This window comes from [Bacillus] enclensis (genome assembly GCF_001456935.1).
GTDB classification, from domain to species: Bacteria; Bacillota; Bacilli; order Bacillales; family Bacillaceae_B; genus Rossellomorea; species Rossellomorea enclensis.
This window is the reverse complement of record NZ_KQ758482.1, coordinates 536,410-561,186: the sequence shown is the minus strand read 5'-3', so window position 1 is coordinate 561,186 and position 24,777 is coordinate 536,410. Positions and strand designations below refer to the sequence as shown.

The 24,777-nt window shown below is 44.5% G+C and carries 28 protein-coding genes; 22 read left to right on the top strand and 6 right to left on the bottom strand.

The genetic code is table 11. The annotated features are described in order from the left end of the window. Positions 1 to 212 precede the first annotated feature (212 nt). From AS034_RS23285 to AS034_RS02770, 3 genes are all read left to right on the top strand, one after another. Positions 213 to 344: a hypothetical protein gene (locus AS034_RS23285; RefSeq protein ID WP_269751485.1), complete on the top strand. Its 132-nt coding sequence runs from the start codon at positions 213 to 215 to the stop codon at positions 342 to 344. 25 nt (positions 345 to 369) lie between these two features. Next, on the top strand, positions 370 to 702 hold the full coding sequence (locus tag AS034_RS02775) for a hypothetical protein (protein ID WP_058297448.1): 333 nt from the start codon (positions 370 to 372) through the stop codon (positions 700 to 702). A gap of 371 nt (positions 703 to 1,073) precedes the next feature. Further along, on the top strand, positions 1,074 to 4,091 hold the full coding sequence (locus AS034_RS02770; RefSeq protein ID WP_058297447.1) for a carbohydrate binding domain-containing protein: 3,018 nt from the start codon (positions 1,074 to 1,076) through the stop codon (positions 4,089 to 4,091). Between the two features lie 50 nt (positions 4,092 to 4,141). Here AS034_RS02770 and AS034_RS22630 read toward each other — a convergent pair whose 3' ends face one another. Continuing rightward, positions 4,142 to 4,309, bottom strand: coding sequence for a hypothetical protein (locus AS034_RS22630; RefSeq protein ID WP_156416133.1), 168 nt, complete (start codon positions 4,307 to 4,309; stop codon positions 4,142 to 4,144). A gap of 249 nt (positions 4,310 to 4,558) precedes the next feature. Here AS034_RS22630 and AS034_RS02765 point away from each other — a divergent pair, with 249 nt between their 5' ends. From AS034_RS02765 to AS034_RS02755, 3 genes are all read left to right on the top strand, one after another. Beyond that, positions 4,559 to 8,674 carry a phosphodiester glycosidase family protein gene (locus AS034_RS02765; RefSeq protein ID WP_058297446.1) on the top strand — a complete coding sequence of 1,372 codons (4,116 nt, stop codon included), beginning with the start codon at positions 4,559 to 4,561 and terminating at the stop codon, positions 8,672 to 8,674. Between the two features lie 208 nt (positions 8,675 to 8,882). Next, on the top strand, positions 8,883 to 9,233 hold the full coding sequence (locus AS034_RS02760) for a YciI family protein (RefSeq protein ID WP_032088161.1): 351 nt from the start codon (positions 8,883 to 8,885) through the stop codon (positions 9,231 to 9,233). A gap of 30 nt (positions 9,234 to 9,263) precedes the next feature. Beyond that, positions 9,264 to 9,689: a RidA family protein gene (locus AS034_RS02755; protein ID WP_058297445.1), complete on the top strand. Its 426-nt coding sequence runs from the start codon at positions 9,264 to 9,266 to the stop codon at positions 9,687 to 9,689. Positions 9,690 to 10,057: 368 nt separating this feature from the next. Here AS034_RS02755 and AS034_RS02750 read toward each other — a convergent pair whose 3' ends face one another. Continuing rightward, complete coding sequence (locus AS034_RS02750; RefSeq protein ID WP_058297444.1) at positions 10,058 to 10,681, bottom strand: class I SAM-dependent methyltransferase; 624 nt, start codon at positions 10,679 to 10,681, stop codon at positions 10,058 to 10,060. A 115-nt stretch (positions 10,682 to 10,796) separates the two neighbouring features. On the opposite strand from AS034_RS02750, the gene AS034_RS02745 reads away from it, so the two are divergent. From AS034_RS02745 to AS034_RS02735, 3 genes are all read left to right on the top strand, one after another. Beyond that, positions 10,797 to 11,690, top strand: a complete 894-nt coding sequence (locus tag AS034_RS02745; protein WP_058297443.1) for a LysR family transcriptional regulator — start codon at positions 10,797 to 10,799, stop codon at positions 11,688 to 11,690. 130 nt (positions 11,691 to 11,820) lie between these two features. Further along, on the top strand, positions 11,821 to 12,090 hold the full coding sequence (locus tag AS034_RS02740) for an autorepressor SdpR family transcription factor (RefSeq protein WP_074439971.1): 270 nt from the start codon (positions 11,821 to 11,823) through the stop codon (positions 12,088 to 12,090). Beyond that, on the top strand, positions 12,087 to 12,698 hold the full coding sequence (locus AS034_RS02735; protein ID WP_058297441.1) for a hypothetical protein: 612 nt from the start codon (positions 12,087 to 12,089) through the stop codon (positions 12,696 to 12,698). Before AS034_RS02740 ends, AS034_RS02735 begins: the two co-directional genes overlap by 4 nt. A 313-nt stretch (positions 12,699 to 13,011) precedes the next feature. On the opposite strand, the gene AS034_RS02725 is transcribed toward AS034_RS02735, so the two are convergent. Further along, positions 13,012 to 13,773, bottom strand: a complete 762-nt coding sequence (locus tag AS034_RS02725) for an MBL fold metallo-hydrolase (protein WP_058297439.1) — start codon at positions 13,771 to 13,773, stop codon at positions 13,012 to 13,014. A gap of 130 nt (positions 13,774 to 13,903) precedes the next feature. On the opposite strand from AS034_RS02725, the gene AS034_RS02720 reads away from it, so the two are divergent. From AS034_RS02720 to AS034_RS02680, 9 genes are all read left to right on the top strand, one after another. After that, entirely contained in the window at positions 13,904 to 14,314 is a 411-nt protein-coding gene (locus AS034_RS02720; protein WP_058297438.1) for an Lrp/AsnC family transcriptional regulator, read from the top strand. 101 nt (positions 14,315 to 14,415) lie between these two features. Further along, positions 14,416 to 15,048, top strand: a complete 633-nt coding sequence (locus AS034_RS02715) for a GNAT family N-acetyltransferase (RefSeq protein ID WP_058297437.1) — start codon at positions 14,416 to 14,418, stop codon at positions 15,046 to 15,048. A gap of 9 nt (positions 15,049 to 15,057) precedes the next feature. Then, positions 15,058 to 15,597: a GNAT family N-acetyltransferase gene (locus AS034_RS02710; RefSeq protein WP_058297436.1), complete on the top strand. Its 540-nt coding sequence runs from the start codon at positions 15,058 to 15,060 to the stop codon at positions 15,595 to 15,597. Between the two features lie 78 nt (positions 15,598 to 15,675). Further along, positions 15,676 to 16,203: a nucleotidyltransferase family protein gene (locus AS034_RS02705; RefSeq protein ID WP_244888133.1), complete on the top strand. Its 528-nt coding sequence runs from the start codon at positions 15,676 to 15,678 to the stop codon at positions 16,201 to 16,203. Beyond that, a complete protein-coding gene (locus tag AS034_RS02700; protein ID WP_074439970.1) occupies positions 16,200 to 17,228 on the top strand; it encodes a serine hydrolase domain-containing protein in 1,029 nt (342 codons plus the stop codon). Before AS034_RS02705 ends, AS034_RS02700 begins: the two co-directional genes overlap by 4 nt. A gap of 271 nt (positions 17,229 to 17,499) precedes the next feature. Then, on the top strand, positions 17,500 to 18,012 hold the full coding sequence (locus tag AS034_RS02695) for a nucleoside deaminase (RefSeq protein ID WP_074439943.1): 513 nt from the start codon (positions 17,500 to 17,502) through the stop codon (positions 18,010 to 18,012). A 43-nt stretch (positions 18,013 to 18,055) separates the two neighbouring features. Next, a complete protein-coding gene (locus tag AS034_RS02690; protein WP_058297434.1) occupies positions 18,056 to 18,697 on the top strand; it encodes a hypothetical protein in 642 nt (213 codons plus the stop codon). A 446-nt stretch (positions 18,698 to 19,143) separates the two neighbouring features. Further along, positions 19,144 to 19,347, top strand: coding sequence for a helix-turn-helix transcriptional regulator (locus tag AS034_RS02685; protein WP_058297433.1), 204 nt, complete (start codon positions 19,144 to 19,146; stop codon positions 19,345 to 19,347). Next, positions 19,344 to 19,721 carry a hypothetical protein gene (locus AS034_RS02680; RefSeq protein ID WP_058297432.1) on the top strand — a complete coding sequence of 126 codons (378 nt, stop codon included), beginning with the start codon at positions 19,344 to 19,346 and terminating at the stop codon, positions 19,719 to 19,721. The genes AS034_RS02685 and AS034_RS02680 overlap by 4 nt, the downstream gene beginning before the upstream one ends. A gap of 241 nt (positions 19,722 to 19,962) precedes the next feature. Here AS034_RS02680 and AS034_RS02675 read toward each other — a convergent pair whose 3' ends face one another. Next, entirely contained in the window at positions 19,963 to 20,679 is a 717-nt protein-coding gene (locus AS034_RS02675) for a YetF domain-containing protein (protein ID WP_058297431.1), read from the bottom strand. 406 nt (positions 20,680 to 21,085) lie between these two features. Between AS034_RS02675 and AS034_RS22625 the strand changes: the two genes are divergently transcribed. Further along, positions 21,086 to 21,253, top strand: a complete 168-nt coding sequence (locus tag AS034_RS22625) for a hypothetical protein (RefSeq protein ID WP_156416132.1) — start codon at positions 21,086 to 21,088, stop codon at positions 21,251 to 21,253. 81 nt (positions 21,254 to 21,334) lie between these two features. Beyond that, positions 21,335 to 21,562: a hypothetical protein gene (locus AS034_RS02670; protein WP_058297430.1), complete on the top strand. Its 228-nt coding sequence runs from the start codon at positions 21,335 to 21,337 to the stop codon at positions 21,560 to 21,562. 41 nt (positions 21,563 to 21,603) lie between these two features. Here AS034_RS02670 and AS034_RS02665 read toward each other — a convergent pair whose 3' ends face one another. Both AS034_RS02665 and AS034_RS02660 read right to left on the bottom strand, forming a co-directional pair. After that, the gene (locus AS034_RS02665) at positions 21,604 to 22,620 is read right to left on the bottom strand and encodes a hypothetical protein (protein ID WP_058297429.1); all 1,017 of its coding nucleotides are present in this window, start codon (positions 22,618 to 22,620) and stop codon (positions 21,604 to 21,606) included. After that, complete coding sequence (locus tag AS034_RS02660) at positions 22,613 to 23,497, bottom strand: ABC transporter permease subunit (protein WP_058297428.1); 885 nt, start codon at positions 23,495 to 23,497, stop codon at positions 22,613 to 22,615. The genes AS034_RS02665 and AS034_RS02660 overlap by 8 nt, the downstream gene beginning before the upstream one ends. Positions 23,498 to 23,613: 116 nt before the next feature. Between AS034_RS02660 and AS034_RS02655 the strand changes: the two genes are divergently transcribed. Both AS034_RS02655 and AS034_RS02650 read left to right on the top strand, forming a co-directional pair. Then, positions 23,614 to 24,300: a hypothetical protein gene (locus AS034_RS02655; RefSeq protein ID WP_058297427.1), complete on the top strand. Its 687-nt coding sequence runs from the start codon at positions 23,614 to 23,616 to the stop codon at positions 24,298 to 24,300. A gap of 208 nt (positions 24,301 to 24,508) precedes the next feature. Beyond that, entirely contained in the window at positions 24,509 to 24,733 is a 225-nt protein-coding gene (locus AS034_RS02650; protein ID WP_058297426.1) for a hypothetical protein, read from the top strand. Positions 24,734 to 24,777: the final 44 nt, after the last annotated feature.

The window sequence follows — 24,777 nt, the reverse complement described above, 5'->3', positions numbered from 1 at the left end:
GTGTTTGGGTAGAAGGGTAAAAGAGAAACCCTTGTAAAAGAAACCGGCAGCGAAAAGTATGTGGTCACGTTTAAGGAGAACTGGGACACAGGCACCGAGAAAGGGGAGTATTCCCTATCTTATAAGGTGGAGTGTGGAAGTTCGACAATAACGGATAGACCGGGGATATGCCGCCATACTATAAAACTTCTAAGTCATTCAGGGGTGAGCAGATGGAAATTTTTATGCTGAATGCGATTGTTATCTTTTTACTTGTTTTGTTATCGATCGAAGGATTATTAAGGAAAGTACATAAGTCGAATACAGAAATCCTAAAGGAATTGCGGGAGTTAAATAAGGAATGAAGGTTATTCACATAGGAGGGATATCATGAGCAGCTTGATAAGATACAATCTCTTCTTATTTGTCCTGTTTACTATTTTGTTATACTTTGCAGTGAGCTGGGTCCAGCTGTTTGGCGCTTATACGCAGCTTTTCAACATTTTTACGATTATCGTGCTCCTTGTTCTGGGAATTTATTACCCGCGTTTCAGCAAGGGGATCAGTGAGCGGATGGTCAGGAAAACTAAGATTATCTGGACGGCTGGGTTTTTAGTTGTATTGGCTGGGGTGATGGCCGGTAGTTCAGTTATCAGTGATGGTATCTTTTATTTACTGTTTATCATTACCGGGGTGTTTTTGGTTATGAATCTTAAGAAGTGAGCGACGGTGGTTTATTTTTCTAGGCGCGGTACCTGTCCCCATGGCTCCTCCCATGACTTCTATTGCGTATTTTTTGTGGGTATTTCGTAGGGTTTCGTTGTTTGTAAAAGGAAATATAGGGAAGGGTGTAGAAAAAGCTAGAGGAATAGGCATATTTAAGAAAGCGTTTTCTTTATGTGAGAGGGGACGTTTCACTTTTGGTTTGAATCGAAACCGGTTTCGCTGTTGGACCGTGATGCACATCTTGAGGTTCTGCTGCAGAGGGAAATCTTTTTATAACAAAAAACGAAAGCGGTTTCGTAATTGGGCGATGGTGCTAAGAAGGAATTAAACCCTTCTTCACATATACAAACAAAGGGAGGAAACAAGGAATGCGAAACAAAGTGGTGATGGTGATGCTTGTGTTGGGGCTGGCGTTATCTGTTGTACTGCCTGCGGGGGCAAAGGGGCCGGTCGGCAGCGGGGATGAGGCCATGTTGAAGCGCTGGGAGGAACGAGGAATCTTCAAAGGGATAGGAAAACTGAAGAAAGATCCTCATGAGGCGTTGTCCAGGCTGGAATTTGCGGCACTTATTCATAGGTTGGTTGGCAATGGGAAGGAAGAAATGCCTTCAAATAAGGCGAGTATCTTGAAGTATGCGAAGGAGCTTGGATACTGGGATGAAGTGTTTGGGGAAGGAGCGGATGCAAATTCGGCGGTGAAAAAGAAAGAAGCCCTCGAGGTTGTCGAGTTTTTGCTTCCGGGAAGCAAACCTTTTTCTAGTGAGGATGGCAGTCAGCCGCTGAAGCTGTTGGATGCGATTCAACTGTTCAATGATAAGGCGTATGGCTTTTATCATAAGGCAGGTGTGTATTCCAGCGAGACCATAGAGGGGAATGCGCTTGTTAATCAAGGAAATGTAACACTCCAGGATGTTAAGATCAATGGTGATCTTCACATAACCGCCGGCGCTCAGACGGGGAATGTTTTGTTGAAAAATGTACGTGTCGATGGGAAGGTTTATATCGATGAGAAGGTCCAGAATCAGGTACGTTCGGAAGGGTCAAAGCTTGGACAGGTCACGGTGTATCAGGCCGGTACGACTGAGTCGGACTGGACGCTGGTGTGGTCTGATGAATTCATTTCGAATGAAATCGATCCAGAGAAGTGGACGTATGATATCGGGAACTGGATTGTGGATGAAAACGGGAAGGGAATCTCTCCCGGGTGGGGAAATAATGAGCTTGAATATTACACGGATTCCCCTGAAAATTCGTTCATCCGCGACGGAAATCTTGTGATCAAGGCAAAGAAGGAAAGAAGACCGATCACAGATGAATTCGGTTCATATGATTATTCTTCTGCCAAATTAAAGACCAAGGGCTTGTTTTCTAAAAAATACGGGAAGTTCGAGGCAAGGATGAAGCTTCCGGAAGGCCAGGGGTTCTGGCCGGCATTTTGGATGATGCCTGAAGATAGTGTGTATGGTAATTGGCCGACTTCCGGGGAAATCGACATCATGGAATCGGCCGGCAGGGAAACGAGCAAGATCGGTGGTACGATTCATTACGGAGCTGAGTACCCGAATAACACGTATACGGGGGCTGAGTATCATTTTCCGGAGGGTGAGGATACGACCGGCTATCATACGTATGCCATTGAATGGGAGCCTGGTGAAATCCGCTGGTACGTTGACGGGCAGCTTTATCAGACGTTGAATGACTGGTTCAGCCAGGGGACGAATCAGGCTGATAAGTATGCGTACCCTGCGCCATTCGATCAGGAGTTTTATGTGATTCTGAATCTGGCGGTTGGCGGCTGGTATGGAGGAGATCCTGACCGGACGACGCCTTTCCCGGGTGAGATGGAAGTGGATTATGTCCGTGTGTATGAGCTGACGGGCAGGGATTATATGGATCCGGTTGAGCCTGAACAGGTGAAGGAAGAGCTTCCTGAAGGGGCCAAGTTCCCGCTTGAGGATGGAAACTATATTTATGATGCAGGGTATATGGAGCCATTTACTGTAGTGGATGCGTCCGGCGAAACGCTGGACGGGACATACTGGAATTTCTTAACGCTTCCGGACTTCGGGGGAAGCGGAACAATCACGAAGGAAGAGGCAGACGGCGTTTCTTTTGCCAAAACAGCGGTTTCGAATCCTGGAAATGCGTTGTGGGCGCTGCAATTGATTCAGAATGTGTCACTGGCGGAAGGCGGCACGTATAAGGTAAGCTTTGATGCGAAGTCGAATACGGATCGTGCGATGATGTCGAAAGTGTCGGGCGGGGCCGAAAGAGGGTACGCCAATTATTCGGGCGAGCAGACGATCCAATTGACGGATCAGGTGCAGTCGTATGAGTATACCTTCACACACCGCCAGGCTACGGATATCGCGGCAAGACTTGAGTTCAACATGGGTGCGAACGGGAATGCGCCGGTATGGATAGGGAATGTCCGCTTGGAGGAAGTGGAGCCGGTCGATCCCGAGGGGGCATCGAAAATACCTCTTCCTGACGGCAACCACATTTATAACGGCACTTTTGATCAAGGTGATATGACGCGATTGAAGTATTGGGATCTTGTGGTGAATGAGCCTGCAGCGGCGACGGCCGATGTGTCTGAAGAAGCAAGGGAGCTGCATGTCGGGATCACCGACGGCGGTTTGGCTGCCGGTGATGTCGTGGTGAGGCAGACTGGCTTGCAGCTTGATGCAGGGGCGGATTATGAGTTGACGTTCGATGTTCGTGCTTCAGCTGACCGGTCGATTGAGGTCGGTTTTGTGAGTGAAGACGGTAATGTGAATTATTCGGATTCAATACCAGTCAGTTTGAACGGCGAGATGTCAACGCATACGGTCGCATTTACGATGCCTGAGGGGGAGAGCGATGAGTTTGGTCAGCTGCTGTTAAAGCTTGGCGGTACGATTGGCGATGTGTATGTAGATAATGTGAGGCTGGTAAAGACGTCGATTGACGTAGAGTTGGAGCCGGTGAGGAATGGGGATTTTGCAGCAGGTCTGGAATCGTGGAGTCATTATATCCATAATGATGCCATTGCAGCCGTTAACGGAGATAATGGAATGTTAAATGTCGATATTCAGAACGCGGGGCAGGAAACCTGGAGTGTTCTGGCGGAGCAGCCGGGTCTGGAACTCGGCCAGGGACTGACCTATGAATTGTCGTTTGATGCGCGTTCGACGGTTGTACGTACTATGGAAGTGACTCTTGAGAATGCGGGTTACTATCGTCATTTCTCCGACCAGATTTCGTTGGATGGGCAGATGGAAAACTACACCTTTGAGTTTGTAATGGGCGCGAATGATACAGTATCGCTGAAATTCTTAATGGGGCAATTTGCAGGTGCACACGAAATCACGATTGATAATGTGGTACTTCGTGTGAAGGAATAGAAGAAATGGGGACTGCCTGCTGCGGCAGTCCCTTTTTGTGATGATTTTCTTTAATCTGTATTTTGCCTCTTTTTCCTATTCAACCAGTACATCAGGAAAAAACCCAGTGTGAGTCCAACACTATACGTAACGATATAAGCCATTTCAAATTTGCCGATCAGTGATAATACTACGAAGATGATGGTGCCGATTAGGAAAGGGAAGTACCAGCGGTTCATTGAAAAAATTCCTTTCTAATAAAAGTAGATAGTTAGAACTATACCCAGTTTTTGAGTGGTGAATCTTTACCTGCAAAATAAATAGATTCATTAAGAAATTGTCTAAAATTCCTACGGATAGGCCCTATTACCTCTTTTTCAGAATTTTACAAATAAATTACATTCTATTAATTTTTTTCCTTTATGATAAAGATGTCATTTATTGATGAATCCAATCAAAATATGGAAATGGCTATAGGAGGCTGAGGGATGAGAAGATGCTTGAAAAAGGTAGTACCTGTTGTTCTGTCATTTGCAGTTGCCGGCAGCATGGTTCTGCCCAATGTTGCAGGGGCCCTGGGTGATTTCGATTTAGATTCCAGCGTGGTACATACACCGATCAATGAATACCGGGCCGATCTCGCACCTGGTGTTAAGGAGAAGCATTACAGTTTTGAAGGAAGTGACGGGAAGAAGATTGAGAGTTTTGTAGTGGAAGTTGATGTTCAGAATCCGAGTGTATCGATTGAAGCGGGAACCCCTGATGACGGCGAGGAGTATGGTCTGCAGCCTGTCAGGCAGCAGGCAAGTGCCGCCGATGGTGAAAACCATAAGGTGGTGGCTGCCGTGAACGCCGATTTTTATAATATGGCGACAGGCGAACCCAACGGGATTCTGTTTAAAGATGGAGTCGGGATAAAAGATCAACTTCGACAGGGGTGGGGTTTTTTTGGCATCAAAAAGTCCGGTGAAGCCGTCATTGGAAGTACAGCAGAATATGATGTGGTCAAGGATCAGCTGCAAGAAGCCCTCGGTGGAAATGCGATTCTCGTAAAGGACAGTCAAGTCTATCAGACTCCTAAAACGGGAGCGGATAGGGAACCCCGCACGGCTGTTGGGATCAAAGCGGATGGAAGTGTGTTCTTTACCGTAATCGACGGCAGACAGGAGCCTTATTCAAGCGGGATATCCATGCCTGATTTGGCACAATTGATGATTGATTTGGGCGCGGTGACGGCCCTTAACCTGGATGGCGGCGGTTCATCCACTTTTACAACCCGTACACTTGGAGGTGACGATCTCGAGATTGATAATATGCCCCCCGACCGTGGGGAGAGAAGTGTAGCCAACTCATGGCTTGTCGTCTCAGAAGAGCCTTCTGATCATACCTTTGACTCTGCATATGTTTACCCTTATGATCAATCCTTCACTCCGGGATCTACGATCGATTTCGGTGCAAAAGGCAGGGACAAGTCCATGGCATCAGCCCCTCTTCCAGTCGCTGATCTGACTTGGGAATTATCTGATGCGTCATTTGGGACAATTGATGAAAATGGAGTGTTTCAATCCAATGGGAAAACAGGTCAATTTCACGCAGTGCTGAACCATCAGGGAAAAGAGGTAGGCAAAAGCATCATTGAGATTGCTGCTCCTGATGAAATTTCTTTCTCTTCCCCTGAACTGACGGCAGCCAGAAACAGTGAAATCCCGTTAGGTTTTCAAACAAAATATGAAAAACGGATAGTCGATTGGAAGTTGGAAGACATTGAGTTTGACATACCGGAAGGATTAGGCACGATTGATGAGGAAGGTGTCCTCCATACGGGGGATGAGAGTGTGAGCGGCACCATCACAGCCCGGCTGAAGGGTACAGATTTGACAGCTGAGTTGAAGATCTCTGTAGGAATGCTTCCACAGGTGCTTTTTGACTTCGAAGAGGACTTAGGTACATGGAAGACATCAACAGCGAACCGGGGAGAAAAAGGAAGCCTGAGCCTGGCGGAGTATCCAGAACCCGTACGATTTGGGGATCAGTCACTTAAGCTTGATTATGATTTCACCGGTGCCCAAACAGGGACGACCCTCGGAGTTTACGCCGGTCCGGGAGTGAATACCGAGATCGAAGGGGATCCGCAAAGCATCGGCATGTGGGTATACGCAACGCCGGAAGCACACGGGTACTGGCTCCGGATGCTGATTGTGGATGGGAATAACAAGAATCAATCCGTTAATCTGACCGCTGAGAAGCCCGGGATTGACTGGGTTGGATGGAAATACATCGAGGCAGAGATCCCGGCATCCTTTACAGGACCATTCAAGATCTCCGGGACCCAGGCTATCAGAATGATGTCGACGAAATCCGGCATCACAGGACCTATGACGAAAGGGTCTCTTTATATTGATAATATACGTGCGGTGTACGGAGAAAAAGTTGATGACCTGTATTCTCCGGTCATTGAGTCCATAAATGCGGAAGACAAGGAATATACCACCAGCTCGGTGAATATAAAAGCAGACGTCCGTGAGTATGAAGACGATCCTTACAAAACGGGTATCGATTGGGAAAAGATCAAACTGTACGTGGACGGCAATGAGTATTCCAAGCGTAAGGGACACTTTTCCTATGATATGGATGGCTCAATCTCTCTCAGCGGATTAGGGTGGGCGGATGGTACCCATCAAATCACGCTGATGGTGCCTGATAAATTTGGGAATCAGGCGGTTAAAACAGCATATTTTACAGTCAATACTGGGTCTCCAAAGATTGAAATCGATCAAGCTGAAGAGAAAGCATATTTAGGGGATACCTTTGAACTGGCTGTGAAAGCAACAAATCCAGCTGAAATCTCTGAATCTGCCTTGTCATTGAAAGTGGATCGGAATTTTACAGTGGAAGACATCATCTTTTCACCGGGCTTCGCTGGAAGCACATCAAGCTATGATGATAAAACGGGTATCCTGACCCTGCATCTCGAAAACAGCGGGAAAACCGTCGGAACAGAAGAAGCAGCCATTATTCCGATAAGGGTGCCGGCATCCACGAAAGAAGGCAGCAAAGTGAATGTGGAGTTGATCGAGGGGGAAACCACCTATGTTCAACCTCGGGAAGAGACATTCATCCCGACCTATTCGATGAAACCGCTCAGTGTGGAAGTAGAGGCTGCGCTTAAAGTCGAAGCGGAACCACTGTTAATCGGAGAGCCTGCACATATCCAGGTAATGGATCAGGAAGGCAAACCTGTCAGTGGAGCTGAAGTTTTTGCGACAATCGAAGGAAACGATGAACTTCTTGGGAAAACAAATGACGACGGTTCACTCCTCGTGGATTCGCTCACAAATGAGATCAAAAACATCAGCTTGTTCTCAGTGAAAGACGGAAAATATTCATTCAAGATGGAAACACAGACGTACCCGGCTTTAGTGGAGGAGGATGAAATAAAAAATATTATTTCACCGACCACCGATGACCCATATAAATCGAAAAGCTTTACCTGGATGTCGAGCCCGTTAGGAAAAGGCGAGACACCGGTCATCCAATATGCAAGGAAAAAGGATTATGACAAGAAAGGTGATAAGGGCCTTCTCACCGCAAAGGGATCATGGAGCAATCAAGTATTCTCCGGGGAGTTGGATATTACCAAGAATGGCATCGCACGCGTGAATCAGGTTACTTTGAAGAAACTGAAACAGGACACGACCTACGTTTACCGGGTCGGGAATGGGGAGACCTGGAGTGATATGCAGGAATTCACTACGCTGAAAAGAAAAAATCAATTTGAGTTCTCGGTATTGGGGGACACCCAATCACCGTCCGACTTAAGCCTGTTTGACCAGATTCTTTCCAATATCAACGGACAGGATTCGGCATTTATGATCCATGTCGGAGACCTCGTCGATGAATCTTCTAAATTCACCCAATGGGATGATGTATTGGGAGTGATGAGTCAATACGATAATATCCGTACGACTAATCTTGTATCAGCCCTTGGTAATCATGAATATATGGGAGACAGTGATGCCAGTACAGCAAAAGCCATCCTGGGCTCACCGACGAATGGTCCGGATACGGACAAAGGCGGTACGTATTCAGTCGATTATCATAACATGCACATTAGCGTGCTTGGATTTACAAGTGACGATAAAGTATTAGATCAACAATTGGAATGGCTGAAAAAAGATATGAAGAGTTCAGATAAACCATGGAAAATACTCGTCACCCATAAGCCTCCGTACTATACTAATCCGTTCGGCGGCAATGAAATCATGAAGGAAAAACTGCCCCCGGTAGCAGATGAACTTGGAATCGACATCGTCTTCTCCGGTCACGATCATGCGTACGGCAGAACTAAGAAACTGAAAGAAGGCAAGGAGGATGAAAATGGTACCGTCTATGTCGTTGCAGGCACTACCGGTAGAAAGCACTACGATGCAGCGGCAGATGAGAAATTTGAATACGTCAACATGGAAAACATTGCAGTCTATATGAGTGCGAAGGTGGATAAGGATACCATCACATTCATCACCCGCACATCAGACGGCGATGTGATTGATGAGTTCAGTGTGCTGAATGAAGAATACGATCTGAAAGACGCTGAAGAAGAGTAGGATGGATTGGTGTCAGGTACCCGTTGTGAACGGGAGGGGCTTGGCACCATTTTTAATTTGAAAATATGATGGAAATGTTGCAGCGGGGAAGAAGATCACCCTTTAACCGAGAGGGATATAGAGGAAAACCCTTCTGCTTTATAGAATATTTGAAAGGATAGGATTTAAAGATACCGGATTTTATAAGGTTAAAGAAGGAGGATAGATTATGCTGTTTATGCTAATCGTCAAAGCCTCGAAAAATTCTGAAGCCGGAAACCTTCCGAGCCAGGAACTGATGGATGCCATGACGAAGTACAATGAAGAATTAGTTGAAGCTGGGGTTCGGATTATGGCTAAGGGACTTCACCCAAGTTCAGATGGGATACGCATTTCGTATCCTGATCCTGATGAAAAGCCTGTATTTACGGAAGGACCTTTTAAAGAATCAAACGACTTGATTGCCGGATTCATTCTGATTGATGTGAAGTCTAAGGAAGAAGCGCTCAAATGGGCGATGAGGATGCCGGATCCCCAGGGAGAAGGGGAAGGTCAGATTGAATTGCGGCAGGTATTTTAGCGTGTTGACTGATAACAAGGGGGAAATACTATGGAGAAAAAAATAACATTCATTCGTTCCGGCAATTTGGCATCCGTCGATTATGCCTATGCAAGCAGCATTCCTGCCGGGATAGATGTTTTGTTTTTGGCAGGGGCGTGCCCCCTGGATAAGGAAGGGAACGTTCTACATCCAAGTACATATGAACAGCAGGCAAAATTGTGTGTGGAGAATTTGAAGGAAGTGTTAAAAGAGAGTGATGCAGCCTTGGAGGATGTGGTCTATACGAGAGTGCTGGTTGCTTCAGCGGACCGCTCAGATTTAGTAGCTTCCTGGAGCGCGATTCGCGAAGAGTTTGGCGAACACGATGTCCCGAGCACCTTATCGGGTGTTACGGTGCTGGGGTATGAACAACAGTTGGTGGAAATTGAGGCTGTGGCGGCAGTGGATAGGGAGGGCGGAGTAAGAAGAAGATAGAAGTGGGCGGCAAAGTAGGACTCGGCAATGAAGACTCCAAACTACTCTGAGTTGGATATGTTACATCATATAATATAGCGTGGGCCTGGACCCGGTAAGTCAGTTCCACGCGCAAAGATTATTCGACAAGTGGCGCGAATATCAGCCAAAGTGGCGCAATAATTTAAATTCCGGCGCAATTATCCGGGAAGTGGCTTAATTATTCAGATTCCTGCGCAATTATCCCGCAATCTGCACGATAACTATTTGTATATTCATAGTCTTAATTATAATGTCCCTGCAAAATTGACTTAAGAATTAATTTTGATAGAAATCCTCTCTCTTTTACATTAAAACAGTCAAACTATCATAACTTTTCAAGGAGATTCTCACTTCACCCCAATCACAGCCACCGTCTGATACCCCCGCGAAACTGGTCCGGCCAATACTCCGACCTCCGAAAAATTTAAACTTTCCATCACCGGGATCAGTTCCCTATGAATCATTTGTTTAACCGAAGCCCATTCATCTCCGTCTTTCCCGTCACAAAGTGTAATTATGACTCTGCCTCCAGGCTTCAGCACCCTGTGTATTTCTTCAAAAGAACTGAATAGATCTTTCCAAAAATAAACTGAATGGATGCTGTACACTGCTGAAAATTGGTCATCATAAAAAGGCATTTCATCGACACTGCCGTGGACTAACTTTATCCGATGCTGCCTGATTGCTTTCTTGTTGCGCAACGCAGCGGAGTGAATGAGGGTTACTGACAGATCCAACCCGATCACATGGTGACCGCCATTCATCGAGGAGATCTGTTTTAATGCAAAACCTGCCCCGCAGCCGACCTCCAGGACACGTTCATTCTGCTGAAGCTTTAAATTTTGTATGGTCCAAAGAGTTTCCGGTTGATGCTGGCGAATCATCTTTTCCCCGATAAAACGTCCGAGCAGTCCAGTGGGCAGTCCGTACTGGTTATCAATGATGTTCTGGAATCTTGTTTTGAGATTCATAAAAAAATACCTCCTAAAGTTACTGTATTTACACTATAATTTTCTTATATCTATTAAACAATCGTATATAAGTTATAGTTACTATTGAATATTTTTATAGTATGGAGTGGTTGGAATGGAGATCAATCAGTTAAAAGCATTCGAGCTTGTAGCGAGGCTCGGGTCATACAGCAAGGCTTCGAGATATCTGGATGTGTCCCAGCCGACAATCAGCCTGAGGATAAAAGAGTTAGAGAAAGATGTCGGCGGATATCTTTTTGTCCGTTCAGGTAAACGGATGGTGCTGACAGAGTTAGGGAAGGGTTTCCTTCCATATGCAAGACAGGCACTTGAAATCCTGATTAAAGGCAAAGAAAGGGCGCTTTCTATTAAAGAAGGGACAAGGGGGGAGATCGCGATTGGGACGCTCCCGACTTTTACAACCGGTCCTTTCACCTCTATATTGATGGAGATGCAGCATCGTTTTCCTGACATCGATGTGACCATCCATACAGGCCATAACCAGCAAATCATCGACATGCTTTATGATGGATTCGTTAAAATGGGGTTAATCACATCTCCGTTTTTTAATAAAGACCTGAAGAAGCTGCATACAATCAAAGAAACCCTCGTCTTCGTCGCTCATCACAGTCACCCATTAACCGGAATGAAGGGTTACGGAATAGAAGATATTTTTGCTAGCGGCAAACCATACATCATGACCGATTGGAGCGAAGAGAGTAAACATTTGCAGAAGACGCATATACACTTCGGAACCGACTCAATTGAATTACCGCCGGCTACCGCATTGGACTTCATCCGACAAGAAATGGGAGCAGCATTGCTCACGGAATCCATGGTATCGCAACTCATTAAAAAAGGGATATTGGTAAAGCTCGAACCAAACGATGTGCCTGTATTATACAGAGAAATCGCGTTGGTCAGCCTTGACCGTGAGCAGTCCCTGCCGCCGACTTCACAGCTTTTCGTAAAAACAGTAAAAAGCGGGTCATGGGGACAGGTACGTTGACCCGATTTTTAAGCCTGTTCTCTTTTTTAGGAAAACATTAACATAATCATTGACATTTCATTCCATACATATATAATTTAAGTAATTAAGTAAACACTTAAATAATAAAAAAGGAGGGACGGACTTGTCGATCAACGAGTTGTTTAAGGCCCTTTCGGATGAGAATAGAAGAAAGATCCTGGACCTTCTGCGGAAGGGGGATTTGACAGCAGGTGAGATTGCGGAGCATTTTGACATCAGCAAACCGGGGATCTCGCAGCATTTATCGGTGTTAAAACATGCCGAATTGGTGTATGCGTTCAAGAAGGGGCAATTTGTGTATTATTCGTTGAATTCATCGGTTTTTCAGGATGTCTTGAAATGGGTAGTACAATTTAATTCCAGGGGGGAGAACGAATGAACAGTAAGTTCTTTATCAGTTTTTTGACGGTTTCAACATTTGCGGTAAGTATCTATCTTTACGTTAATGGCATTGGAACAATGGATTCTTCTTATGGACCGGAAGAGGTCATTCTTTTTGCGATCCCGTCCACAATGATGTTGGTTGCCATCCAGCTCTTCACTATGCCGGTTCTCTTAAAACAGGGCGATTTTTTCTCAAGATTCAAGAAGGGAATGGACTACATCTTTGTATCCCTCATTCTCATTTTATTGATCCTGCATATCGGGCTGCTTCTGCTGGCTTCCGGAACAGAATTAGACTTATTAAGGCTGCTTCCGGTTCTCGTGGGGACGGTCCTGATTACCACTGCCAACACCCTTCCTAGATTCCAACTGAACACCATAGACCAACCCGCATCACAAAAAAATTCAACACAACAAATCTGGAACATCACACTCAGACCGTTCGCATACCCGCTGTTCTGGGGGGGCATCATCATGTTTCTCTGTGTATTCCTTCAAGGTACCTTCATGCTGATCAGCTTCTTTGCGGTCTTGGTCATAACGCTTGTGACGGCCTTATCCAGGGCATACAGAGCCTATCAGCTTCATTTATCCAAATTGTAAAGGGGGAAAAATATGAACGAGACAAGAACTTGTCCAGAGTGCCTGTCCCGGAGAAATGCTGCCGGGGAATTTAAGGGTTATGGTGCCATGTTTCGAAAGCATTCCGTACTGAAAAACTCGCCAGTCGATGCTTGTTTCTGTTTGGACTGCGGGACGATTTTGCTTCTTAAGGTAAGGAACACCGAAAAATTCAGTTAGGCCCATGTATCTGAGCAATGATTTTTTAAAATAATAACAAAAAACAGACGGCTCATGCTGAGTCCGTCTGTTTTTAAAGGCCCGTCCCTCAGCACGGTATTGGCAATGCTCAAAATCAGAAAGTAAAAGTCTCCCCATCCTCAGGCACAATCACATGCGAAGAAATTCCTTTTTCTTCTGCAAATTTTCTAAGTTCTTTTCTTGATAGTGTCCAGTGGTTGACTGCTTCCATGTGTACCGCAATGATGGTGGCGTCTTGGGCAGCCTCTGCTGTTTCAAGAACATCCTGCTTCCCCATGACGAGGGATCCGCCTTCAATGAATTGGTTGTCACCGGCGTTTACCACGACGATATCAGGCTGGTGGGTCTCGATTTCTTCGCGGACTCCGGCGTACCAGACCGTATCTCCTGCTACATAAAGGATTTTTTCATCTGTGTGTTTAAAGACGACACCGCATACCGGACCGGCAAATTTCAGGATTTCACCACGGCCGTGCTCGCCTTTTGTTTTGGTTAGTTGAATATCATCGAATGAAGAGTTCTCTCCCAGTACTTCTACATGTTGAAAACCGTCATTTTTCACTGCGCTTGCGTCTTCTTCACTTTGAACAAACATTTTAATATCTTTAGGAAGGATTTCTTTGGCTGCTTCGTCATAGTGATCCGGATGCAGATGTGTCACGATGACAGCATCGATGTCCTTTACGATTTCCTCGTTTGAAACCGGCAGACCGATCAATGGGTTTTGTTGATCCTGCCTAACTGAATTCGGGAAAGGAGGGTAGCTGCCCTTTTCAGCAAGGAATGGATCGATCAGGAATTTCCTTCCGGCATAATGAACAATCAAGGTTGCATTTCTAATTAGTTGTAACTTCATCACTCATTCGCTCCTTATCTTTATAAAATCCTTAGTACAATGTATATTTTATATGAGAACACAAATGCAATACATAATGGAACGAAAGTGTTTTGCCCGTTTTACTTTATTAATGAAAGGAGTTGGGCCGATGATTGATCAGACGGATTTGAAAATTATTGAAGAATTGTCCCAAAACAGCCGGATCACGATGAAAGAATTAGGCGGTAAAGTCCACTTGACCGCACCCGCTGCCTCAGCCAGGGTGGCAAAATTGGAGGACAGCGGCATCATTGAGGGCTATACCATCACTATCAATCAGAAGAAGATGGGGTATACGGTGCATGCCATTCTCCAAATCTTCTTGAGAAGTGCAAATCATCAACCATATCTGTCTTTCGTCAAGGACAACACTGAATGTGTCATAAACAATTATAAAGTCAGCGGAGAAAGCTGCTATCTCCTCGAATGCAAATTTCAGAACAACGAAATACTGGATGAATTCCTTACAAAACTGAGTGATCTCGTCAGCTACAAGCTCTCGATCGTAATTAATAAGTGAGCCGCGGGGACAGGTCCCGTGCCCCAAACAGCAGGGAAACTGGCGATATAAGATAACTTAAAATCAGGTAATTAGCGCATTCCTTTAGGAGGTCGGGCAAAATGGAAAACGTGACGTCGATTAAATGTGAAAATATTACTGAAGAAATCATTCAGGAGTATAAAGAAAAAGGATTCAAGTTGATTTTTCAAGAATATGTAATGGAGCATGAGCTAAAAGAAATTCCTCAAATCAACACGTCTGTACCTTTACGATTCCAAAGTTGGTCATCCACTTCGAAGGCGGACTTTTATGAAGTATATGATGCGTCTTTCAAGGACCGGCCGGGATTTCCGGGGTGGTCAATGGATAAATGGGTCGGGTGGATTGCGTCCAGTCCTACCTTCCTCAAAGCACAGTCCTACCTTGCCGCTGTCGACAACCAAGCAGCAGGATTTATTGCACTGGATACCGACCCTGAATTTCCTAACACAAAAGCGTACATCATTCAAGTCGGAGTAATCCCGGAATGGCGGGGGAAAGGGATCGCTGCCTCACTCACCTGCAAATGCCTGGAAGAATGCCGTCAAGACGGTATAAATTCGGTCACCCTGCACGTCAATCAAAACAATCCTGGAGCCATCCGCTTATATGAACGTCTGGGATTTGAAACCGTGCGTACCAGAGGGAGATTTGAAACGGGTCATGGGGAGAGTCCCAGTGGCGCACAGCTGAATAATTCCAATGATAAATGAGGGAAATGAATGAAAACAACCCAATTGCCGTTAGTGAAACTAAGGGAGTTAACCATGGATGACGCAGAAGACCGCTACCGGTGGTGCCTCGATAAAGAAGTCACCAAACACCTGAACATGCCGGAAAAATATCCCCCATTCAGCATGGAAGAGACCAGGAACTGGATCAACATGTGCATAAACAAAACAAATGGCTATGAACAAAAAGCCATCGTCACGGAAGAGGGCACACACATAGGCTGGATCGACTTGAAACATATCGATCACCTGAACAAACACGCAGAATTGGGCATTGCAATTGGTGATAAAGCCTATTGGGGGAAGGGCTATGGTCTGGCTGCTATGAAAGAAATGCTCCAATGGGGATTCAATGAACTGGGATTGAATAAAATCTGGCTTCGGGTGGAAGTGGACAATGAGAAAGCGATAAAATCGTATTTGCGAATGGGGTATGTAGAAGAAGGAATTCTGCGGCATGACCGGTTGAGGAATGGGGAATTCGTCGATCGGCTGAGGATGAGTATACTTCAATCAGAATTTTTAATGTAACGTCTGTAAATGAAGGGGGAAGAGAAATTGATAAGTACAGAAAGAGAGATAATTAACCTCATCCAAAATGATGAGAGGATGATGGGAATTCTGCATGCAGCGGGCAGCCTGCATCTGCCGGATTGGTGGATATGCGCCGGATTTGTCCGGTCAAAGATCTGGGATGAACTGCACGGATTTAAAGAGAGAACGGAGACCCCCGATGTTGACGTGATCTATTTTAACGAAAGCAACCTGGAAAAGGAAACGGAAAAAAGAATGGAGTCTGCACTCCACGACATGTTACCTGAAGTACCCTGGTCCGTTAAAAATGAGGCAAGAATGCATGTGGTAAATGATATTTCACCTTATGAGTCCACTGAAGACGCGATATCAAAGTTTCCTGAGACAGCGACTGCTCTCGGTGTAAAATTGGACAGCAATCAAGATCTTATCCTGACTGCCCCATGGGGACTGGATGATGTACTCAATATGGAGGTAAGGCCGACTCCATATTTTAACGAGACACAACAAAGAGCTGTCATTTATGAGGAAAGGATCCTCAAGAAAAATTGGAAAGCCCTTTGGCCGGAAATCAAGGTGTATCACACAAGTTGGAAGCCATGATAACACTTCATCGTCAGCACAACAGCACCGCATTTCTCCCGGTGGCAGCACATGTAGAAAGTACCTTTGAAAAAGTGATTTGTACAGGGGCTTCCACTTTCATCATCCACGGGGATGAAGTCGTCTTTGAACAATACTTAGGCAGGCAGTCGGCTGCCGATGATGCCAGGATGGTCCAGGCGGACACACAGTTCCACATCGCTTCAGTTAGAAAAACATATATCGGTTTTGCCGTCTCGTATGCCCTGCATTATGGATACATTAAGAATATTGATGATAAGGTAATCTGCTATTTGCCTGACCTGGATGAGCCTGCATGGAAACCGGTCACGATCAGGCATCTGCTTACGCACACGCATGGATTGAAAACCGAAGAAGGGAAGACTTACCGCGAGTTCGAGCCCGGCACAGACTGGTCGTACAAACAAATCGGAATCGAAGCCCTGACCCGGCTTGTGAAGGTGACAACAGGCAACTCTGTTGCAGAAATCCTCCATGAAGCAGTCTTCACCCCGCTCGGATTAAGCGAATCAGATTGGTACGCTGAAAAAAACGAGCGGCTCGTTGACGTAATCCTGCGCTATGAAGGGGACGAAGACTGGCGGACAAGCGAAAGCACGGAAGGCGACAAGATGAACATGTACGTCTCCACCAGGGAGCTGGCGTACTGGGGATACTTCCATTTGAAAAAAGGAAAAATAAACGGGAAGCAAATCGTCCCACGGGAAATCATCGATATGGCCGTTTCCCTTCAAAGTCCTGCCACTCTCCATAAAGACGCCCCTCAAAACGGCTTTCTATGGTTCGTTAAAGATCTGCCTGCCAACAAGACAGAGATAGGGCCACTGGTCCCGGAAGGTTCCTATCAGCTTCTCGGTTTCACGAATGCAACCGTGCTCGTCATCCCAGAGAAAGATCTCGTTGCCGTCAGGATGTTTAATAGTTTCGGTTCACCCGAGGGGTATGATTATTTGGAGGATGTACGTTCGTTTGGGGATACGGTGATGGAGTGTGTAGGAGAATGATGAGGTGCCGGCCATCGGAAGAACATACAGGAGATTGGAGTCAGCATAGACTGATATTTTTCAGCATGAGATTAAAAAATTCAGCACAAATTGATGAGAAGTCAGCATTATGAGACCACGGTTCCGATTGTATCCCACCATCGGAACCTTTTTTGCGTGATTTTCTGTTGATGGAAATTCAGGTTTGATGGATAATGGGTATCAGGTAAAAAGTGGAATTTAGGATTCCCAAAGCTATCAAAGTTTAAGAGATTGAGAGGTTTAAAGTTACATGGAAGATAACGACAGATATTTTTTAGAAATGGTTTTAAGCGAAGCGGAGCAGGCGCTGAAAGAGAACACCTATCCGATTGGTGCGGTGATTGTCGATGAATACAACAATCTGATTGCGACTGGCAGAAATCGTGTACACCCTCAGCAGGATGCGACGGCCCATGCAGAGATAGATGCAATCCGGAATGCCGGGGAAGCGATTCTGCAGGCAAAAGTTCACCGAAGAAAATTGACCATGTATACATCCGTAGAGCCCTGCCCCATGTGTACAGGTGCCATCTTGTTTTCGCATATCAAAAAAGTCGTGTGGGCGATGAATGACGATATTGGATTTGGCGGCTACAGAAAAATAAGGGATTCGTACATGTTTGATGATCGATTTAGTGTAGTGGAACTTATTGAGGAGCCATTTTTGGACTTGAAGGAAAGGCAGTCTGCCCTCATGAAAGAATGGGCCAGGAATCCGAATGATATGGTGAATTTACGAAAAGCTGTTTGTAAATCTTTATAGGATATTTAATGCAGAAAATTTTTAAAAACAATGAGGTGTGAAAATGAAAAAACTACTAATTCCATTCTTTATATTATCCCTGTCCATCCTGCTCATGGCGTGCAGTGAGGAAGCTAAAACAGACGGGCAGCATGCCGATAACGAAGACAGTAAAGAAACAGAGGAAGAAGTTCTCCAGTCAGACAGCGGGGATGAATCTGTAAGCGCCGACTCATCGGAAGATACTAAGCTTGCTGAATCCGATACCGAATCTTCGTCAGAGAACGGGGACAGCCAATCAAAAAGTCAGGAAGAAAGCCCACTGTCCCACTACTCAGCTAAAGAAATAGAGTACGCCAGGGTCTGGCTGCAGGTGATTGGAAATAAAGAGGAAGCGAAAATAAACATCCAACATATTTCAGCTGGAGAAGCCTTAAACCCTTATGATGAAGACAGCGCCGTCTATCCGGAAAACGTTATTATGCTGGGTGGGGATATCATGGCTGACGGAACGGTCACATACAACGGAAATGGAGATGGCACGATTAACATATACAATATTCCCTCGCATTGGCCGAGTGCCCAGCAGATCGAAGGATCGATGAGGGATTATACCGATAAGATCATATCCAATACAGAAAAAGTATATATTAACCCAGGGAACGATGAGGAAGTCATTGAGCTGATTAAGAAGCTGAATAGCTAAAGAATTTAGGAAAGGACTGCAAGAGAAGGATTATCTGATGATCCACATACTCATCTTCGATAAAATTCGGTACTAAAAGGATTTTCCATTGTGGAGATCCTTTTTCAATTACGATGAAACTCTGTCATCCTGATGAAAGAAGTTGATTCCCGCAATCTGCATGCTATACGGGGGTGGAATCTCCCTGAAGTTTCAAAGCAAAGGGGTATCGTGTTTTTTATGTGTGGGATTTTTCATATAAGAGCGAAATTCAGATTTTTAAGAGCGAAAAATTAAATTTAAGAGCGACATTTTCAATATATGAGCGAAGTACCGATTTATCGACAAAATTCACTTTCTACCTCATCGTTTATACATATTGGTATAACCTGCAATTTGAAAGTATGTAAAGTAAACTTGACTTATTTAATAAATGTAAAGTAACCTTTACAAAAGAAGGTGAATGGATGAAAAATAAAATTAAAGAACTTCGGGCTGACAGAAGGATGACACAGGATCAGTTGGCCGCCCGCCTGAATGTTTCCAGGCAAACCATTATCTCGCTGGAAAGGGAACGGTATAACCCATCGATCAATCTTGCCTTTAAAGTTGCACGTGTATTCCAGTGCAGCATTGAAGATATCTTTATTTATGAGGAGGACAACGAATGAAGAACAATAAACCGATATTTTTGGTGCTGGGGATCATCATGCTATTGAATGCTTGCCTTGTCAACGGTGCGTACATATCCTCCGGAAAGTTTCCGGAAGGAATCATGACAGTGGCGCTTGCCATCATGAGCTTTTGCATGGCCTACTTATCTGATCACTTTGCAGCAAAAGATGAACGAGCACAGAAAATCAGGGAACGCGGGGTTTTCGTCAGTTACTTCTGGATGCTGGGATTTATCATCCTTCTGATGGCGTTTGTTAATCCATATGTGGGACCCCTGCAGCTTTCTGCGTATCACTTATTGCTCTTGATGGCATCCCTGTATATATCGGTAGTGTTTTTGAACATGGTTTATTATGCCAGGAAGTATTGAGGGGAGAAAGGAGGGCGAAAGCTTGTCTGATATCCAATGGCATATCATGATTGATTCGATAGCTGCCGTTGTAATCATCATCAGTATTTCGACGGTCTTTCTTCTATCCCTTGTTATCACAGGCCTTCTTGGGGAATTCACAATATACATGATTATATATGGTATCGTAGTGGTCATTGCATCTTATCGAACACTATTTGAAACTGATAAGGAAATTGAAAAAAGCCCCAAGGCTAAGTTCTCAGTGAACTCTGGGGCTTTCATCTTGCGGGCCATCCATCTTATCAATAAAGATGGTTCCATCCGTCTGCAGCTCTGCGTAAAAGACATTGGCACTTGACTGGATTCCCTTCTGGACTAACTGCTGGTCGACCCATTCCTTGTTGATATTGTATTGCTGAAGATGTTTCTCATTGTAGCGGCCATCTTCGATTATGGGGATCGGGATTGGATATTGTTTAATTGCTGGTGTGGCTTTCATACGGTCTTCTTTGGTTAAAGGCTGTTTCGCTTCTTTTTTCAAAATTGAAAGTGTTCCGTCCGTTTCAAAGATGGCATAATCCACATCTTTAATAGAAAAGACATTTTTCTTACGGAGCAGCTCATTCAATGCATCCAGATCCAGCCTTAACTTCTTGAGCTCGTGATCCATGATGTTTCCTTGCCGGATCACGACTTTAGGGCTTCCTTCCACTGCCTTGCGGACTCCTTTAGACTTTAAATCAATGAGCCCCGTCACCAACGTAAATAATGTCCAAGCCGCCAAGGCAAGCACCCCGTTTCGAATGCTTAAGGTGGAATCGACAGCAAGAGATGCACCCAGCGTTCCCAATGCGATGGCCGAGACAAAGTTAAAGAAAGTCATTTGGGAGATTTCTTTTCTGCCCATCACCCGCGTAAGGAAGAGCAGTGTCAAAAATGAAAGAATCAGTCGGATGCCGAGTTCTGCAATATTCATTACTTTCCTCCTTCTTTACAGAGATATGGTTTAGTGTGGACAAAATTGTCCGGTTCACTCAAAAAGTTATAAATAAACTGGATGGAAAATAAGATTGGTAACGAGGTAAAAACAATTAGTGTAAGAGCTTATCCGTCACTGGAAAAGTTCTTTTTTTTGAAAAATTTCTCTTGAGTAAGTGGTTGGTGTTTGAAATAATTGGAAGTGAGAGGGGTTCAAAAAGTTATTTAGAATAAATAGAATTGATGAGCCAATTGGATTATCTCGAAGTTGAGACTCGATATCTTGAAGGTTTTAAAGAAACCTGTTTCGACCGAAAACCTCGCGCTTGAATTGAACGATTCAGAAAGGAAGTCTGCAAGAGGCAAAGAGTTGTGAATAGAATGCAATAAAGGAGGTGATTTATATGCTGTGGTGGATTTTGGGGATATCCGTCGTGTTTGCTGTGGTCAGTGCTTTGATCAGAGGCAGGAACCAGAAAAGTTCTTTTGAAGTGAGCAATGAACATGAAAGACAGATTCAAGAAGAAGAGCGTGTAAAGGCGGGAAGCTGGTTTAATGGGGGCAATCAATGACTGGGGACAAGATGAGCTTATCGGGAAGCAGGATAAGTTCTTTTTTTATTATAAGAGAGTGATGTAATGAAGTAAGGGTGGATGACCATATTAGGAGGCTTTTTATTTGGGTCGATCATTTCATTTTTCACGTCGGAATATAACACTTGGAGATATATTTTTATTGATGACAGCGGGGAGATTGGAAGAGTGAATGAGCTTGACTTTAATCATATGATTAATATGCTTCTCATGATGGTTGGGAGCGGGGGCAATTATTTTATATTGAAAGTTGTCGAGTGTCCAAAGAAACGTTGGTTGAAAGAATAAAGCTGAACATCTGCATTGAGATCTCCAGCTTTACAATAAACTCACTGTTTCATAGTAAACAAATCCTCAGATACTGCAGTCACCTGATTCTTTTCCTTCACTTTCACTGTCTTCGTCTTTTTAAGGGGTTCCTCATGTTCAATCAAGATACTCCTCAATTGGGAGCTGATGATATTCATGCAAAAAATGATAAGGGAGAAAAATGCAAGCGGAGCAAGGACCAGCAGCGGGTTTGAAAAAATGAGCTGAATATTCATTCCGATGGTTGCCGCCCATTCGTTGGTTTCTGAAAAGTAGACCGGATTGCTCGGATCCAGATTAGAATAGGCGAATTCAGCAATCTTCAATCCTCCCAGAGCCATCAGCATGATCCCGAGCTGAATAAGCAGAGAAAGGGCCTGGGCGACCTGTTCTGAAAATAAGACAATAGAATGTCTCAAGAATTGAGGAAGCATATGCTTCTTCATGATATTAAAGCGGCCTGCCCCCAGTGTCCTTGATACCTGGATGAATTCCTCATTTAAGAAAAGCTTCATTTCTTCTCCCAGATAGATCCCGAGAGAAGGAGTAGCGATGAAAGCAATGACGCAAAGTTGGATAAAGAAGTACTCATCGGACGGCAGAAAGCCCGGCTGAAAGGAACCTTCCAGCGGAATCAGGATAGCGAACACGACAATGGCAAGGGGTATATATTGAAAAGCTTCCCCCAAACCCCTGACTACCTTGCCGATGAACGATGGGACAAACGTATAGAAGACGGCGAATATGAAACCGAATATGATTCTCAATAAAGCGATGAACAAAGCGGCAAAAATCGTATATTTAGCACCTGCCAGCAATAACAAGAAGAAGTTTCTTCCCAGCCTGTCGCTTCCGAGCGGCGGCATTTCTTCAGGCGTAAATGGCGGGGCGGCAATCAGCCTTCCCTGTTCATTCTTTAAATAATTTACAATGGCATCATATTCCGGATACCAGAAAGGAATCAGGAAGCTGATGACAACCAAGGCCGACGGGATCAGGACAGGTATGAATAACTCTTTCAGAAGCTGCCTAGACATGGGACGCCCCACCTTTCAACCATTTATTCAGTGTATATGAGCCAGTCTGAAAGACAATGAAAAAGGGCACAAAAATCATGAGCATCCCGAGGAAAAACGCTGCTCCGGAAGTCGTTGATGCCCTGAACAACACCATCATGAAACCGTTCATTTTAAACAAGATCTCGATTACAAATAAGTTTGAAAGCATCAAAAGAAAGATCGGTTTCAAGTGAAGGAAGAAATGGATCCATACATTCCGGAATAAATGGAACCACACCGTGTAGGATTTTTTGAATCCTTTTGCATACGAGAACTCTACATAGGGCTTGCTTTCTTCTTCCTTCAACTGAAATAAAAACTGCTTGATCAAGAAGACAACCGGTAAAACGGTCAGACAGATGATCGGCAGGAAATAGGTTCTCTCATCTTGCAGCGCGTACAAATTGAAAAGCAGCATTCCCGATTTTTTAAATAACCATATAATGATAATTTGAAAAGACACCACGATGAATACCTCAGGCAGTGCATCCATCACATTCAAAAATTTCTGCGAGAGCCTGTATAAGCGCCGGGGCAGCAGCATCATAAAATAACTGATCAAGACAGAAATGATAATCGCCAGGAAAAAAGAACTGATCAAAATCGTGAAAGAATAACCATATGTACTAAAAAAAACTTCAGGCAGTGAATATAAGCGTTCGTTATCCCCTAAATAGATTGAAATTGAAGCGGGGTCCATGATTTCTGTTAATGACTGATACAGCTGATCGAAATAGTAGCCTACTGTAAGGACAAGCTGAGTATCATAAGCAAGCAGCGAACCGACTCCGCTCAGAAAGAACAATCCTAAAATGACAATAAAAAAATGAAAGGATGTATCCACAATCCTTTTCATGCAATCTCCTCCAAAATTATTACAAAATAATACAATTTTTTCATGTTTAATGCTACAATAACTAAACGAAGTTGTAAATATTTTTAGAATAATGAGTATTAAAGCGGGTGTTCTTAATGGTACCGAAAAAAAAGTTTCTTCCAATGGTCTTCTGTATATTGTTGACGACTCTCCTGACTGCCTGCCGGCTGGATTTTACGAAAGATAAAAGCAGTGTCAGAGAGATGATCAAATCAACAGACGGAATAACTGTTCTTGAAGAAAAGAAAGAAGAGGCTGAAAATAAGTCTTCTGAAAAAAAAGAGAAACCTACCTATTCAATCGAGGGGTCCGTCACACTTGATTCCACAAATATCCTCTTGAAGGGGAAAACGGATCTTCCACCTGAAGCAATTGTGTACACCAGGCTGCTGGCATATCCTAAGGATGCCACCTTGAAAGATATAAAAGCCTATCGTACCAAACCTTATATGAAAATCATCTCGGAGGATTATTTGTCGGTGGAGGCTGACGGTTCGTTCCAGTCAACCGAGCTGGAGCGTCCGGATTTTCCGCAGCGATACCGCCTTGATGTCCTTTTTGCTCCGGAAAGGGCGGAAGAATCCATGCAGAAAAAGCTGGTGAAAGAAGGAGAGAGTATCGAAGATCTGAAAGGAATGACGAGGATCGACCTACCGTCCAGAAATGAATTTCTGGACGATGTCGTGCAAGGTTACATCAGGCAGGTGAATATTATGCCATTTGATGAACAGGACGGGGACAATGTGACACTTGAACTGGTTGAGGTGGAGGAAGTGGAATAACACGGCAAAAGCCTATAAAAATTGGAGGGGCTAAATGGGATTCATCATCACCTTTTTAGCAATTTGGTTATGCAGTTTTATCATTGCCCGTCTTTTAAGTCCTTTCGGAAAGACTCTTTGGAGAAATGATCTAGCAATCACATGTGCTCAGGCATTGATCATCACATTATTGCTTGTTTCATTTTCAAACTAGATGGGGGTATATACAATGAAATATCTTTGGGCGGCCATCAATCTGCTGATTCCGGTTTTACTGTTATTCCTTATTTTTTCTACTTGGATTGGGTATATTGCAGAAAGCCTCAGAGACTTCTTTCACTTCAAGTGGGCTGCCATCTGTCTGATTATGCTGGGGTATATGCTGAACTTTAAAAAGCGGACGGCGGGTCTGATCATTGTGGGGGTTGGCACAGCTGCTTGGTTTCTAATTTGAACCGGAGCAGCTGCACGCAGGTGGCATTCCCTCTTCATCCTTGA

Bases quoted from the DNA above. Each gene is read 5' to 3' on its own strand.
- AS034_RS02735 (WP_058297441.1), top strand. From the start codon at position 12,087: ATGAACAGTAAGTTCTTTATCAGTTTTTTGACGGTTTCAACATTTGCG.
- AS034_RS02660 (WP_058297428.1), bottom strand. From the start codon at position 23,497: ATGAAAAGGATTGTGGATACATCCTTTCATTTTTTTATTGTCATTTTA.
- AS034_RS02680 (WP_058297432.1), top strand. From the start codon at position 19,344: ATGAAGAACAATAAACCGATATTTTTGGTGCTGGGGATCATCATGCTA.
- AS034_RS02655 (WP_058297427.1), top strand. From the start codon at position 23,614: ATGGTACCGAAAAAAAAGTTTCTTCCAATGGTCTTCTGTATATTGTTG.
- AS034_RS02770 (WP_058297447.1), top strand. From the start codon at position 1,074: ATGCGAAACAAAGTGGTGATGGTGATGCTTGTGTTGGGGCTGGCGTTA.
- AS034_RS02765 (WP_058297446.1), top strand. From the start codon at position 4,559: ATGAGAAGATGCTTGAAAAAGGTAGTACCTGTTGTTCTGTCATTTGCA.
- AS034_RS02675 (WP_058297431.1), bottom strand. From the start codon at position 20,679: ATGAATATTGCAGAACTCGGCATCCGACTGATTCTTTCATTTTTGACA.
- AS034_RS02665 (WP_058297429.1), bottom strand. From the start codon at position 22,620: ATGTCTAGGCAGCTTCTGAAAGAGTTATTCATACCTGTCCTGATCCCG.
- AS034_RS02715 (WP_058297437.1), top strand. From the start codon at position 14,416: ATGGAAAACGTGACGTCGATTAAATGTGAAAATATTACTGAAGAAATC.
- AS034_RS02700 (WP_074439970.1), top strand. From the start codon at position 16,200: ATGATAACACTTCATCGTCAGCACAACAGCACCGCATTTCTCCCGGTG.
- AS034_RS02685 (WP_058297433.1), top strand. From the start codon at position 19,144: ATGAAAAATAAAATTAAAGAACTTCGGGCTGACAGAAGGATGACACAG.
- AS034_RS02725 (WP_058297439.1), bottom strand. From the start codon at position 13,773: ATGAAGTTACAACTAATTAGAAATGCAACCTTGATTGTTCATTATGCC.
- AS034_RS23285 (WP_269751485.1), top strand. From the start codon at position 213: ATGGAAATTTTTATGCTGAATGCGATTGTTATCTTTTTACTTGTTTTG.
- AS034_RS02775 (WP_058297448.1), top strand. From the start codon at position 370: ATGAGCAGCTTGATAAGATACAATCTCTTCTTATTTGTCCTGTTTACT.
- AS034_RS02760 (WP_032088161.1), top strand. From the start codon at position 8,883: ATGCTGTTTATGCTAATCGTCAAAGCCTCGAAAAATTCTGAAGCCGGA.
- AS034_RS02670 (WP_058297430.1), top strand. From the start codon at position 21,335: ATGACCATATTAGGAGGCTTTTTATTTGGGTCGATCATTTCATTTTTC.
- AS034_RS02710 (WP_058297436.1), top strand. From the start codon at position 15,058: ATGAAAACAACCCAATTGCCGTTAGTGAAACTAAGGGAGTTAACCATG.
- AS034_RS02705 (WP_244888133.1), top strand. From the start codon at position 15,676: ATGATGGGAATTCTGCATGCAGCGGGCAGCCTGCATCTGCCGGATTGG.
- AS034_RS02690 (WP_058297434.1), top strand. From the start codon at position 18,056: ATGAAAAAACTACTAATTCCATTCTTTATATTATCCCTGTCCATCCTG.
- AS034_RS02720 (WP_058297438.1), top strand. From the start codon at position 13,904: ATGATTGATCAGACGGATTTGAAAATTATTGAAGAATTGTCCCAAAAC.
- AS034_RS02695 (WP_074439943.1), top strand. From the start codon at position 17,500: ATGGAAGATAACGACAGATATTTTTTAGAAATGGTTTTAAGCGAAGCG.
- AS034_RS02745 (WP_058297443.1), top strand. From the start codon at position 10,797: ATGGAGATCAATCAGTTAAAAGCATTCGAGCTTGTAGCGAGGCTCGGG.
- AS034_RS02750 (WP_058297444.1), bottom strand. From the start codon at position 10,681: ATGAATCTCAAAACAAGATTCCAGAACATCATTGATAACCAGTACGGA.
- AS034_RS22625 (WP_156416132.1), top strand. From the start codon at position 21,086: ATGCTGTGGTGGATTTTGGGGATATCCGTCGTGTTTGCTGTGGTCAGT.
- AS034_RS02755 (WP_058297445.1), top strand. From the start codon at position 9,264: ATGGAGAAAAAAATAACATTCATTCGTTCCGGCAATTTGGCATCCGTC.
- AS034_RS02650 (WP_058297426.1), top strand. From the start codon at position 24,509: ATGAAATATCTTTGGGCGGCCATCAATCTGCTGATTCCGGTTTTACTG.
- AS034_RS22630 (WP_156416133.1), bottom strand. From the start codon at position 4,309: ATGAACCGCTGGTACTTCCCTTTCCTAATCGGCACCATCATCTTCGTA.